Genomic DNA, 13,565 nt, shown 5'->3' with positions numbered 1-13,565 from the left:
ATTTCGTCGACGGGTTGTTAACCCGCCGTTGCGCGCTCGTTGGGCCGGACACCGGAAATGCGGAATAACTTCTGCCGGGTGCCAGTGCCATTCAGAAGCAGCCCGGCCGGACCACGCGTCGCCGTACTCGCCGACTCCGACACACGCTGGAAATGGGGCGCCCTCACCGCCCGCCGCCTCGCCCCCGGGGACCACCGCGTCACCGGCTACCTGCTGCGCGGCCGGGCCACCCCCACCGCACGCCAGCTCGGCGAGGCCGGCGTCGCGGCGGACGCCGCGCCCGCGGAGGTGACCTGCGCCGAGTTCCTCGCGGAGCTCGCCGGCGGACGCGAACGCCACGACGTGGTCGTGCTGGCCCTCGTCGGCGGCGCCGTCCAGGCCGTACTGCACGGGGCCCGCGCCCTGTGGCCGGAGCCCGCGGCCCGGCCGGTGTTCGTCACCGGCTACGTCGGCGTCGTCTACGAGAAGCTCGCCGACGGACTGCTGCTGCGGCACGGCGCCGACCTGGTCCTCGCCAACTCCCGCCACGACGCCGCCCGCTTCCGCGCCGTGTACGAGGGGGCGGGCGCCGACCCGGACGCCGTCACCGAGACGGCCCTGCCCTTCCTCGACGGGGCGCCGTACGCACCGGCCGGGAACCGCACCCACCGGGTGGTCTTCGCGGTGCAGCCCTCCGTACCGGAGAGCCGCGCCGACCGCGCCTACCTGCTGGGCCGCGCCGCCGGCCACGCACGGCTGCACCCCGACCGGGAGGTGCTGGTCAAACTGCGCAGCCGGCCGGGGGAGCACACCACCCACCTGGAGGAACACCCCTACCAGCGCCTCGCCGAGCGGCTCCCGGGCGGCCTCCCGCCCAACTGCCGGCTGGTCTACGGGCACATGGGCGAGGTGCTGGACACCACCGACCTGCTGGTCACCGTCTCCTCCACGGCCGCCCTGGAGTCGATGCACCGGGGCATCCCGACGGCCGTCCTGACCGACCTCGGCATCCGCGAGGCCCTGGGCAACCAGCACTTCCTCGGCTCGGGCTGCCTCACCTCGTGGGACGAACTGGACGCCGGCCTGCTACCGAAGGCCACCCCCGCCTGGACAACCACCCACGGCGTCCCGGCCCCCCACCACCCCGCCCCGCGGAAACCCGGGGAGCCCGCCGACCGCGAACCCGGGATCCCCGCCCCCGCCGACCGCGAACCCGGGATCCCCGCCCCCGTCGCCCGCGAACCCGGGATCCCCGCCCCCGTCGCCCGCGAACCCGGGATCCCCGCCCCCGTCGCCCGCGAACCCGGGATCCCCGCCCCCGTCGGCCGCGAACCCGGGATCCCCGCCCCCGGGCCGGACCCCGCCACCGGCCGGCCGGCGGACACCGCCCGGGCGCCGGGCGCGCGCGGAAACCCGGGGGCCCCCGCCCCCGACGCCCAGGCGCCGGACACCGGGAACCCCGCCGACCCGTACGCCGCCGCGCGGCAGCGTCTGGCCGGGCTGCTCGCGGCCGACCGGCTGCCGCCCGTGGACCCCTACTACACGCTCCGCACCGCCCCCGGGTACCTGCCCGGGATCCTGGCCCGCCAGCACCTCGCCCCCGACGGGACCCCGCTCCCCGGCGCCGTCCGGCCCGGCGGGTCGGCCGCCCGCCGCTGGCTGCGGGCGCACCTGCGCGAGGCGGCCCGGGGGGCCTACCGGCACGGGGTCCAGCGCGTGGCCCCGGCCATCCGCAGGCTGGGGGAGCTGTGACCCCCCGGCCCCCCGCCGACCACCCCCCGGCCCCCGGCCCCGCCGGGGGAGCCCGGCGCCGGGTGCTGGCCGTGATTCCGGCCCGGGGCGGGTCCAAGGGGGTGCCCGGCAAGAACACCGCTCCCGTCGGCGGGACCCCGCTCGTCGCCCGCGCCGTGCGGGCCTGCCGGGACGCGCCCGCCGTCACCGACGTGGCCGTCTCCACCGACTCCGGCTCCGTGGCCGCCGCCGCCCGCGCCGCCGGGGCCCACGTCATCTCCCGGCCCGCCGCCCTCTCCGGAGACACCGCGAGCAGCGAGGCCGCCGTCCTGCACGCCCTGGACGCCTTCGAGGAGCTGCACTCCCTCACCGTGGACGTGGTCCTCCTGGTCCAGTGCACCAGCCCCTTCGTCACCGCCGAGGACGTCGAGTCCGTCGCCGCCGCCGTGGCCTGCGGCGCCGCCGACTCCGCCCTCACCGCCGCCCCCTTCCACGGCTTCCTCTGGCGCCGAGCCGCCGACGGCCGCGGCAGCGGGGTCAACCACGAGGCCACGTACCGCCCCCGCCGCCAGGACCGCCCCGAGGAACTGCTGGAGACCGGCGCGGCCTACGCCATGACCGCCGCCGGCTTCCGGGCCGCCCGGCACCGCTTCTTCGGACGCACCCTCCCCGTCCCCGCCGACCCGGCGCGGGTCCTGGAGATCGACGACCCGCACGACCTCGCCCGGGCCCGCCTCCTCGCGCCCCTGTTCGACACGCCCCAAACCACCCGGCAACGCACCCCGCACCACACCCCACGCACCGAGCGAAGGACACCACCCGCCATGACGGTCGCCACCACCGAACCCCGCCTGCGCACCTTCGGCCCCCGCGTCGCCGGCCCCGGCCGCCCCGTCTACGTGGTCGGCGAGATCGGCATCAACCACAACGGCGACCTCGGCACCGCCTTCGCCCTGATCGACGCCGCCGTCGAAGCCGGATGCGACGCCGTCAAGTTCCAGAAGCGCACCCCCGAGATCTGCACCCCCCGCGACCAGTGGGACGTCGAACGCGACACCCCCTGGGGCCGTATGACGTACATCGACTACCGCCACCGCGTCGAGTTCGGCGAGGCCGACTACCTCGCCATCGACGAGCACTGCGCCAAGCGCGGCATCGCCTGGTTCGCCTCCCCCTGGGACACCGAGGCCGTCGCCTTCCTGGAGAAGTTCGACCCGCCCGCCCACAAGGTGGCCTCCGCCTGCCTCACCGACGACGAACTGCTGCGCACCCTGCGCGCCACCGGCCGCACCGTCGTCCTCTCCACCGGCATGTCCACCCCCCGGCAGATCCGGCACGCCGTCGAGGTGCTCGGCAGCGACAGCATCCTGCTCTGCCACGCCACCTCGACGTACCCGGCCAAGGCCGAGGAGCTCAACCTCCGCGTCATCAACACCCTCCAGGAGGAGTACCCCAACGTCCCCATCGGCTACTCCGGCCACGAGACCGGCCTGCAGACCACCCTGGCCGCCGTCGCCCTCGGCGCGGCCTTCGTCGAGCGGCACATCACCCTCGACCGCGCCATGTGGGGCTCCGACCAGGCCGCCTCCGTCGAGCCGGGGGGCCTGGCCCGCCTGGTCCGCGACATCCGCACCATCGAGACCGCCCTCGGCGACGGCGTCAAGCGCGTCTACCCCTCCGAACTCGGCCCCATGAAGAAGCTCCGCCGCATCCAGGGCACCCTCCCCGCCCCGGCCGCGATCTGACCCGTCCCGCCCCCACCCCACCCCTCCCCCCGAGCGGAGTACGCGGTGAACCCTCCCGGCCCCACCCTGGCCCTCGTGGAAAGCCCGGTCCAGCTCCTCAACGTGCTGGAGTGGGCACACACCCGGCGCGGGCGCGAGCCCCTGCTGACCGCCGTCCCGGCCCAGCCCGGCCCGCTCGCCGAGCGCTGCCGCCCCGACCCACGCACCGTCGCCACCCGGCTGCGGATCGTCGTCCTGCCGCCCACCGACCCCCTGTCCCGAGGCCAGCTGCGCCGCGTCGCCGGCATCGCCCGCGACGAGGGGTACGCCGTCCAGTGGCAGGAGGCCCGGGGCGGCTCCGGCGCCCCCCTGCGGGCCCTGGCCGCACTCGGCCCGGCCGTGCGCCACGCCGAACGGATCGTGGTCGGCGACCCCTTCTCCCGCTTCGTCCAGCTGCTGCTGGCCCCGTCCCGGGCCGCCGAGCTGGTCGTCGTCGACGACGGCACCGCCACCCTGGAGTTCGTCGCCCAGCTCGGCCGCGGCGAGCGCCTGCGCCGCTGGCACCGCACCGGCGACGGCCCCCTGTCCCGCGCGCGGGAACTCGCCTACGCACCCGTCTCCGGCGCGGCCCGGCGCCGCCTGCGGCCGGGGCGGGGGCGCCGCGTCGAACTGTTCACCTCGATGCCCGTCACCCCGCTGCCCGGGACCGAACTGCGCGTCAACGACTTCGCCTGGACCCGCGCCCGCTTCGGCCCGCCCCGCCTCACCAAGGGCACCGACCTCGTCGGCACCTCCCTCGTGGAGACCGGCGTCGTCGACCCGGCCCGCTACCTGGAGGCCGTCCGCGCCCTCGCCCGGGAGCACGGGGTGACCCGGTACTTCGCGCACCGCCGCGAGACGCCGCAGAAGCTGCGGGCGCTGCGCGCGGCGACCGGGCTGGAGATCGTACGGCCGGACCTGCCGCTGGAACTGGTCGCGCGCCGGGGACCGGTGGGACGTACGATCGTCAGTTTTCCGTCCACGGTCGTCCACACGCTGCCGTACGCGCTCACCGGCACTGGCGTGACCGTGGCCGTATGCGGTATCGACCCCGCCTGGCTCGCCCCCGGGGCCTCGCCCAGGGCCGGCGGCTTCCTCGCGGGCGTCACCGAGACCGCTCGTGATGTGCGCAGACTCCCCGCACGGAGTACCACTGCTGCCGGATGAGCGCGCGAGTTTACCCCCGGCCGCAACCGGTCATGCGTCCAGAGGTCGCTTTTCTTTCCCCTAAGGGCATGAACTTTTCGTGATCTCCGGACAGTTGACCCATCCGTGGGCCTACCCTTCAACGGGTGAACCAGTTGATGTCCCGCGAGCCCCAGACCGCCCTGCCCGGCAAGCCTGTCCGGCCCGAGCTGCCCGGCAAGCTGCCGGACGGGCTCCGTGCCGAACTGATCGCCTTCCGCCGGGACTTGCACATGCACCCCGAGCTAGGACACCAGGAGTTCCGCACCACCGCGGCGATCAAGGCCCGGCTGGAGAAGGCAGGCCTGCGACCACGCGTCCTGAAGTCCGGCACCGGGCTCATCTGTGACGTCGGCACCTGGGACGGGGGACGGCCGATGCTGGCCCTGCGCGCGGACATCGACGCCCTGCCCATCCCGGACGCCAAGACCCACGTCTCGTACCGCTCCACCTACCCGGACCGGGCCCACGCCTGCGGCCACGACGTCCACACCACCGTCGTCCTCGGCGCCGGCCTGGTCCTCGCCGAGCTCGACCGGCAGGGCCTGCTGCCCCGGCCGGTGCGGCTGCTGTTCCAGCCGGCCGAGGAGGTGCTGCCGGGCGGCGCGACCGAGGCCATCGAGTCCGGGGTGCTGGACGGCGTCGGAAAGATCATCGCCGTGCACTGCGACCCGCGGGTCGACGCGGGCAGGATCGGCCTGCGGCCCGGCCCCATCACCTCGGCCTGCGACCGCCTGGAGGTCACCCTCGACGGCCCCGGCGGCCACACCGCCCGCCCGCACCTCACCACCGACATGGTGACGGCCGCCGCCCGCGTCGCCATCGACGTGCCGGCGCTGCTGGCCCGCCGGATGGACGCCCGCGCGGGCATGTCCGTCACCTGGGGCCGGATCGAGTCCGGGCACGCCTGCAACGTCGTCCCGATGCACGCCGAGCTCTCCGGCACGGTCCGCTGCCTCGACCTGAACGCCTGGTACGAGGCCCCCGACATGATCCACGCGGCGATCGACGAGGTCGCCACGATGCACGGGGCCAAGTTCGAGATCAACCACGTGCGCGGCGTGCCGCCGGTCGTCAACGACCCGGTGGTCACCGAGCTGCTCCGGGAGGCCATGGGCGCCCGGCGCGGCCCCGAGTCGGTGGAGGACACCGAGCAGAGCCTCGGCGGCGAGGACTTCTCCTGGTACCTGGAGCACGTCCCCGGCGCCATGGCCCGGCTCGGCGTCCGCCGCCCGGGCGACACCGCCAAGCGGGACCTGCACCGCGGCGATTTCGACGTCGACGAGACCTCGATCGGCTACGGCGTCGAGTTCTTCACGGCCGCCGCACTCCTCGACGGCCGCCGCAACGGTCCCGTCACATCAAAGATCGGGTAAAGCTCCATACAGCACCGGCGGGTCTCCTGTCGGCGGTGTCCAGCCCTTGGTACGCAAGGGCTGGACGCCCGTCCCGTTACCAATCGGTCACTGTCCGGTTCGCGACGATCCGATAACGACTCATGAACGGGCCTTTAACTGACATCTACGCGCGTTACGATCGCCGCTAAACCAGCGCCGGTCGTGGCGCTTCGGTCAGGTTTTGAAGGAGCCTCCCCTTGCGCCGGATCACCAGGATCGCCACCGTGGGCATCGCGTCCGCGGCGCTGGCCCTCTCGGCCACCGCCTGTGGCGGAAAGAAGTCCTCGGACAGCCCCTCCTCCGACGGCAGCGCGCCCACCTCCTCCGCGGGCGCGGCCATCGCGTACGACATCGGCGGCCGTGGCGACCAGTCGTTCAACGACGCCGCGTTCGCGGGCCTGGAGAAGGCCGAGAAGGACCTCAAGATCAAGACCGCCGAGGCGGAGCCGACCGAGGGCGAGAGCGAGGCCGACAAGGTCCAGCGCCTCACCGAGCTGGCGCGCAAGGGCAACAACCCGGTCATCGGCGTCGGCTTCGCCTACGCGCCGGCCATCAAGAAGGTCGCCGCGAAGTTCCCGAAGACCACCTTCGGCATCATCGACGACACCTCGGTGACCGACAAGAACATCGCCAACCTGGTCTTCAACGAGGAGCAGGGCTCCTACCTGGCCGGCGTCGCCGCCGCCAAGGCGTCGAAGAGCGGCACGGTCGGCTTCATCGGCGGTGTCGAGGTTCCGCTGATCAAGAAGTTCGAGGCGGGCTTCACCCAGGGCGTCAAGGACACCAACCCCAACGCCAAGGTACTGACCAAGTACCTCTCCCAGCCGCCGGACTTCGGTGGCTTCGCCAAGCCCGACCTGGGCAAGGCCGCCGCCAAGGGCCAGATCGACGGTGGCGCCGACGTGGTCTACGCCGCCGCCGGCCTCGCCGGCTCGGGCGCCATCGAGGCCGCCGCGACCTCCGGCAAGTGGGCCATCGGCGTCGACTCCGACCAGTACAACCAGGCCGGTCTGTCGAAGTACAAGGACAAGATCCTGACCTCGGTCACCAAGGACGTGTCCGACGCGGTCTACAACCTGATCAAGTCGGTCAAGGACGGCAAGCCGGAGTCCGGCGAGGTCCGCTACGGCCTGGACAAGGACGGCGTCGGCCTGGCCGACTCCAACCCCGAGTACAAGAACATGGCCGAGCTCATCGCCGCGGTGGAGAAGGCGAAGGCCGACATCATCGCGAAGAAGATCACCGTCAAGACCACGCCGTAACGGCTGTCTGACGACTCGTCGCGGTTTCCGGGGTCCGGATGCGGTCTCTACCGCTCCGGACCCCGGACCGCGTCTTCGCCCCCGGTCCGTGACCACTTGTGGCCAGTTGGCCGCAAGTTTTCACTTCCGACAGTGCTACGCGCGTAGAGGCATCGTGGACGCGATACCGTCCCATTCCCGCCCACCCGCCCGGCCGACCCCTGCCCTGTCCTCCTGCCGAGCCAAACGGCTTTCCAGCTCCTTCCGCGCCAAGGAGAGTGCGTCATCAACGCGTCCAGCCCCCCTCTCGCCGTAGAACTGCACGGCATCACCAAGCGTTTCCCCGGCGTCGTCGCCAACAAGGACATCGCCATCTCCGTCCGCAAGGGCACGGTCCACGCCCTGATCGGCGAGAACGGTGCCGGCAAGTCGACCCTGATGAAGATCCTCTACGGCATGCAGAAGCCGGACGAGGGCACCATCGCCATCGACGGGGAGCAGGTCTCCTTCAACAACCCCGGTGAGGCCATCGCACGCGGCATCGGCATGGTGCACCAGCACTTCATGCTCGCCGACAACCTCACCGTCCTGGAGAACGTCGTCCTCGGCGGCGAGAAGCTCTACGGCATCGGCTCCAAGGCCCGCAAGAAGATCCAGGAGATCTCGGACGCGTACGGCCTCGGCGTGCGCCCCGACGCCCTGATCGAGGACCTCGGTGTCGCCGACCGCCAGCGCGTGGAGATCCTCAAGGTCCTCTACCGCGGCGCCAAGACCCTCATCCTCGACGAGCCGACCGCCGTGCTCGTGCCGCAGGAAGTGGACGCGCTCTTCGACAACCTGCGCGAGCTCAAGGCCGAGGGCCTCACGGTCATCTTCATCTCGCACAAGCTGGGCGAGATCCTGAAGGTCGCCGACGACATCACCGTCATCCGCCGCGGCACCACGGTGGGCACCGCCGACCCGAAGACCGCGACGACCAAGCAGCTCGCCGAGCTGATGGTCGGCAGCGAGCTGCCCTCGCCGGAGACCCGCGAGTCCACGGTCACCACGACCCCCATGCTTCAGGTCGACGGCCTGACCGTCGCCGACGCGGGCACCATCGTCACCCCCGAGACCTCCGTGAACGCCCTCGGCGACTCCGACACCGACCTGCGCGAGCCCGCCGTCGCCGGCCGCCTGCTGCTCGACGGGATCACCTTCACGATCCACAAGGGCGAGGTCCTCGGCATCGCCGGCGTCGAGGGCAACGGCCAGACGGAGCTGATCGAGGCCCTCATGGGCATGATCAGCCCCGACGCGGGCGCCATCACCCTCGACGGCAGCGACATCACCAAGATGCCGGTCCGCAAGCGCCGCGAGGGCGGCATCGGCTACATCCCCGAGGACCGCCACCGCCACGGCCTGCTGCTGGAGTCCCCGCTCTGGGAGAACCGCATCCTCGGCCACGTCACCGAGGCGCCCAACTCCAAGCGCGGCGTCCTCGACCCGAAGGCCGCCCGCAAGGACACCGAGCGGATCGTGCGCGAGTACGACGTCCGCACGCCCGGCATCGACGTCACCGCGGCCTCCCTCTCCGGCGGCAACCAGCAGAAGCTGATCGTCGGCCGCGAGATGAGCCACAACCCCAAGTTCCTCATCGCCGCCCACCCCACGCGCGGCGTGGACGTCGGCGCGCAGGCGCAGATCTGGGACGCGATCCGCGAAGCCCGGCGCGAGGGCCTCGCCGTCCTGCTGATCTCCGCCGACCTGGACGAGCTGATCGGCCTGTCCGACACGCTCCGCGTCATCTACCGCGGCCGCCTGGTCGCGGACGCCGACCCGGCGACGATCACCCCCGAGGAGCTCGGCACCGCCATGACCGGCGCCGCGACCGGGCACCTGGAAGCCACTGACGACCACTCCGCCGAGGTCGACGGCGACACGACGGAGGACGAGGCCCGATGAAGAAATTCGACAAGGACCGGCTGCTTCTCGGCTTCGCCGGACCCGCGCTGGCACTGGTCAGCGCCTTCGTACTGAGCATGATCGTGCTGGCCGCGTCGGGCGTCGACCCGATCGAGCCGCTGCGCATCATGATCGAGCAGTCCGGCTACGAGGACGTGCAGGTCCTCATCGTGAACCAGGCCGGCACGTACTACCTGGCAGCCCTGGCCGTCGCCATCGGCTTCCGGATGAACCTCTTCAACATCGGCGTCGACGGCCAGTACCGCCTCGCCGCGATGGTCAGCGCCCTGGTCGGCGCGGCGGTCACGCTGCCCGGCCCGCTGCACATCCTGGTGATCGTGCTCGTCGCCATGCTCGTCGGCGCCTTCTGGTCCGGCATCGCGGGCATCCTCAAGGCCAAGCGCGGCGTGAGCGAGGTCGTCTCGACGATCATGCTCAACGCCATCGCGACCTCGCTGATCGCCTGGCTGATCCTGCCCAAGAACCTCGGCGTGCAGCCCGTCGGCTCCAACGACCTGACCACCGGTGACATCCCGGAGTCGGGCTGGTTCCCGGGCGTCGAGCTCGGTGACGGCATGGAGATCTACGGCTTCACCTTCATCGCCTTCGCGCTGGGCGTCGTCTACTGGTTCGTGCTCAACCGCACCCGGTTCGGCTTCGACCTGCGCGCCACCGGCGCCAGCGAGTCCGCCGCCCAGGCCTCCGGCGTGGACGCCAAGAAGATGATCATGACCTCGATGCTCATCTCGGGCGCCGTCGCCGGTCTGGTCAGCATGCCGCTCCTGCTGGGCGAGTCCCACACGTACAACCTGTCCTTCCCGGCGGGCATCGGCTTCACCGGCATCACCATCGCGCTGCTCGGCCGCAACAACCCGGTCGGCATCTTCTTCGCGGCGCTGCTGATCGCCTTCATCGACAAGGCGTCCGCCGGCCTCGACACGGCCGGCTACGCCAAGGAAATCGGCACGATCATGAAGGGCCTGATCGTGGTCGCCGTGGTCGTCAGCTACGAGCTCGTCCGCCGCTACGGCATCCGCCGCCAGCAGCAGAAGGTCGGCGAGGAGCTGGCCGCCGGCCACGCCATCAAGACCGAGAAGGAGGTCGCGGCGTGAGCGCCAGCACCGTTCCCACGACGAAAGCCGCGCCCAAGCCGGGCGGCCGCCGCAAGCTCACCCTGCCCTGGATCCTGCTGATCATCGCGGGCGGCCTCGCGCTGGTCTCGCTGGTCCGGGTCATCTCCGGCGCGAACGACCTGACCTCCGTCGGCCAGGTCTCCGGCGCCCTCCAGCTCGCCGTGCCGATCGGCCTCGCGGGCCTCGGCGGCCTCTGGGCCGAGCGGGCCGGCGTGGTCAACATCGGCCTCGAGGGCATGATGATCCTCGGCACCTGGTTCGGTGCCTGGGCCGGTTACCAGTGGGGCCCCTGGACGGGCGTCCTGCTGGGCATCGTCGGCGGCGCCCTCGGCGGCCTGCTGCACGCGATCATCACCGTCACCTTCAACGTCAACCACATCGTCTCCGGTGTGGCGGTCACCATCCTGGCGACGGGCTTCACCCAGTACCTGTCGAACTTCACCTTCGACAAGGCCGAGGGCGGCTCCTCCAAGCAGTCCCCGCGCATCGAGCCCATCACCGAGATCACCATCCCGGGACTCTCCAGCGGACTGGACACCCTCCAGGCCAAGCACTGGTTCCTCGTCTCGGACATCGCCGGCGTCCTCGGCGGCCTGGTCACCCACCTGTCGCTGCTGACCGTCGTCGCCGTGCTGCTGATCCCCGCCACCTGGTGGGTGCTCTGGCGCACCGCCTTCGGCCTGCGCCTGCGCTCCTGCGGTGAGAACCCGGTCGCGGCGGAGTCCCTCGGCGTCAACGTCTACAAGTACAAGTACATTGCTGTGATCGTCTCGGGCGGCCTGGCCGGCCTCGGCGGCGCGTTCCTCGCGATCGTCTCCACCGGCATCTACCAGGAGGGCCAGACCGGCGGCCGCGGCTACATCGGTCTCGCCGCGATGATCTTCGGCAACTGGATGCCGGGCGGCATGGCGCTCGGCGCGGGCCTCTTCGGCTTCACCGACAGCCTCAAGCTGCGCGGCGGCGCCGAGAACGTCCACGCGATGCTGCTGCTGATCGCCATCCTGCTGGTGCTCGCCGTCGGCTGGCAGCTGTACAAGAAGAAGTACCTCCAGGCCGGCATCGCCGCCGTCTGCGCCGCCGGGCTCTTCGCCTGGTACGCGGCCACCGACCAGGTGCCCAGCCAGTTCGTCGACGCCGCCCCGTACGTCACCACGCTGCTGGTGCTCGCCCTGTCGGCGCAGCGCCTGCGGATGCCCAAGGCGGACGGCATGCCGTACCGCAAGGGCCAGGGCAAGTGACCCCGGCCCCGGCGGTGGACTGGGAAGCCCTGCGGACCGCCGCCCGGTCCGCGATGACCCGCGCGTACGCCCCCTACTCGGGCTTCCCGGTCGGGGTCGCGGCGCTGGTCGACGACGGGCGGACCGTCACCGGCTGCAACGTCGAGAACGCGAGCTACGGGCTCGGCCTGTGCGCCGAGTGCGGCCTGGTCTCCTCCCTCCAGGCCACCGGCGGCGGCCGGCTCACGCACTTCACGTGCGTGGACGGCAAGGGCGCCATCCTCGTCCCGTGCGGGCGCTGCCGCCAGCTGCTCTACGAGTTCGGCGGCCCGGAGCTCCTGGTGGAGACGCCGGACGGGATCCTGCCGCTGAGCGCGATGCTGCCGCAGGCCTTCGGCCCCGACCACCTGAGATAGCCGTACGACGGCCCTCCGCCCCGCCGGGCGGAGGGCCGTCGCCGCTCCTCCCTCCCTCATCTCTATGCGCGTAGAAGGAAGTCACCTCATGGACGTCATCTCCGTCATCCGGACCAAGCGGGACCGCGGTGAGCTGAGCCCCGAGCAGATCGACTGGGTCATCGACGCCTACACCCGCGGCGTCGTCGCCGACGAGCAGATGTCGGCGCTCGCCATGGCCATCCTGCTCAACGGCATGAACCGGTCCGAGATCGCCCGCTGGACCGCCGCGATGATCGCCTCCGGCGAGCGGATGAACTTCGACTCCCTCTCCCGCCCCACCGCCGACAAGCACTCCACCGGCGGCGTCGGCGACAAGATCACCCTCCCGCTCGCCCCGCTCGTCGCCGCCTGCGGCGCGGCCGTCCCGCAGCTGTCCGGCCGCGGCCTCGGCCACACCGGCGGCACCCTCGACAAGCTGGAGTCCATCCCCGGCTGGCGGGCCCTGCTCTCCAACGAGGAGATGCTGAACGTCCTCGACACCACCGGCGCCGTCATCTGCGCCGCCGGCGACGGCCTGGCCCCCGCCGACAAGAAGCTCTACGCCCTCCGCGACGTCACCGGAACCGTCGAGGCCATCCCGCTGATCGCCTCCTCGATCATGTCCAAGAAGATCGCCGAGGGCACCGGCTCCCTCGTCCTCGACGTGAAGGTCGGCTCCGGCGCCTTCATGAAGAACATCGAGGACGCCCGCGAGCTGGCCTCCACGATGGTGGCCCTGGGCACCGACAGCGGCGTCAAGACGATCGCCCTGCTCACCGACATGTCCACCCCGCTCGGCCTGACCGCGGGCAACGCCCTCGAGGTCCGCGAGTCCGTCGAGGTCCTCGCCGGCGGCGGCCCCGCCGACGTGGTCGAGCTGACCATCGCCCTCGCGCAGGAGATGCTGACGGCCGCCGGCATCAAGGACGCCGACCCGGCGAAGGCCCTCGCCGACGGCTCCGCGATGGACGTGTGGCGCCGGATGATCTCCGCCCAGGGCGGCGACCCGGACGCGGCCCTCCCGGTCGCCCGCGAGCAGCACGTCGTCACCGCCTCCGCCTCCGGCGTCCTGACCCGCCTCGACGCGTACGCGGTCGGCGTCGGCGCCTGGCGCCTGGGCGCGGGCCGCGCCCGCAAGGAGGACCCGGTCCAGGCGGGCGCGGGCATCGAGCTCCACGCGAAGCCGGGCGACACGGTCACGGCGGGCCAGCCGCTGATGACCCTGCACACGGACACCCCGGAGAAGTTCGAGTACGCCCTGTCCTCCCTGGAGGGCTGCTACGACGTCTCCCCGTCGGGCACGGAGTTCTCGGCGAACCCGATCGTCCTGGACCGCATCGCCTAGCCCCTCCCCGCCCTTGGACCCCCTGCGCTCAAACGCCGCGCGGGCTGGAAATTCGCTGCGCGAATCCAGCCCCGTCGGCGTTTGAGGCGCGGGGGTCTGGGGGCGGAGCCCCCAGAAGGGGTCCGGGCGCAGCCCGGGGAACGGGCGAAGGGCGGGTAGGGGACTCCGCCCCGCGCAGCGGCACCCCCGCCCC

10 protein-coding genes and 1 pseudogene are annotated in these 13,565 nt (G+C 72.3%); all 11 read left to right on the top strand.

Translation table 11 applies throughout. The features are described from left to right. The first annotated feature begins 57 nt into the window (after positions 1–57). The 11 genes and pseudogenes from ABD973_RS11995 (at position 58) to ABD973_RS11945 (ending at position 13,372) form a co-directional block, all read left to right on the top strand. The gene (locus ABD973_RS11995) at positions 58–1,731 is read left to right on the top strand and encodes a DUF6716 putative glycosyltransferase (RefSeq protein WP_386381567.1); all 1,674 of its coding nucleotides are present in this window, start codon (positions 58–60) and stop codon (positions 1,729–1,731) included. Then, positions 1,728–2,147: pseudogene (locus ABD973_RS11990) on the top strand (acylneuraminate cytidylyltransferase family protein); the annotation flags it as partial. The gene ABD973_RS11995 and the pseudogene ABD973_RS11990, both read left to right, overlap by 4 nt. A gap of 387 nt (positions 2,148–2,534) precedes the next feature. Next, complete coding sequence (locus tag ABD973_RS11985) at positions 2,535–3,455, top strand: N-acetylneuraminate synthase family protein (protein WP_345504565.1); 921 nt, start codon at positions 2,535–2,537, stop codon at positions 3,453–3,455. A gap of 45 nt (positions 3,456–3,500) precedes the next feature. Further along, on the top strand, positions 3,501–4,640 hold the full coding sequence (locus ABD973_RS11980; RefSeq protein ID WP_345500093.1) for a hypothetical protein: 1,140 nt from the start codon (positions 3,501–3,503) through the stop codon (positions 4,638–4,640). A gap of 137 nt (positions 4,641–4,777) precedes the next feature. After that, positions 4,778–6,034 carry an amidohydrolase gene (locus ABD973_RS11975; RefSeq protein WP_125604901.1) on the top strand — a complete coding sequence of 419 codons (1,257 nt, stop codon included), beginning with the start codon at positions 4,778–4,780 and terminating at the stop codon, positions 6,032–6,034. 218 nt (positions 6,035–6,252) lie between these two features. Then, on the top strand, positions 6,253–7,317 hold the full coding sequence (locus ABD973_RS11970; protein WP_125822200.1) for a BMP family lipoprotein: 1,065 nt from the start codon (positions 6,253–6,255) through the stop codon (positions 7,315–7,317). Positions 7,318–7,530: 213 nt separating this feature from the next. After that, entirely contained in the window at positions 7,531–9,240 is a 1,710-nt protein-coding gene (locus ABD973_RS11965; RefSeq protein WP_125603153.1) for an ABC transporter ATP-binding protein, read from the top strand. Next, positions 9,237–10,352, top strand: coding sequence for an ABC transporter permease (locus ABD973_RS11960; RefSeq protein WP_007266053.1), 1,116 nt, complete (start codon positions 9,237–9,239; stop codon positions 10,350–10,352). Before ABD973_RS11965 ends, ABD973_RS11960 begins: the two co-directional genes overlap by 4 nt. Beyond that, positions 10,349–11,611, top strand: coding sequence for an ABC transporter permease (locus tag ABD973_RS11955; protein ID WP_125603148.1), 1,263 nt, complete (start codon positions 10,349–10,351; stop codon positions 11,609–11,611). The genes ABD973_RS11960 and ABD973_RS11955 overlap by 4 nt, the downstream gene beginning before the upstream one ends. Beyond that, on the top strand, positions 11,608–12,006 hold the full coding sequence (locus ABD973_RS11950; RefSeq protein WP_125822202.1) for a cytidine deaminase: 399 nt from the start codon (positions 11,608–11,610) through the stop codon (positions 12,004–12,006). Before ABD973_RS11955 ends, ABD973_RS11950 begins: the two co-directional genes overlap by 4 nt. An 88-nt stretch (positions 12,007–12,094) precedes the next feature. Beyond that, complete coding sequence (locus tag ABD973_RS11945) at positions 12,095–13,372, top strand: thymidine phosphorylase (RefSeq protein ID WP_125822203.1); 1,278 nt, start codon at positions 12,095–12,097, stop codon at positions 13,370–13,372. Positions 13,373–13,565: the final 193 nt, after the last annotated feature.

Origin of the sequence: Streptomyces racemochromogenes (assembly GCF_039535215.1) — a bacterium.
Classification (GTDB): domain Bacteria; phylum Actinomycetota; class Actinomycetes; order Streptomycetales; family Streptomycetaceae; genus Streptomyces; species Streptomyces racemochromogenes.
Note: the sequence above shows the minus strand (reverse complement) of the source record. Positions and strands in the feature narration are given on the sequence as shown.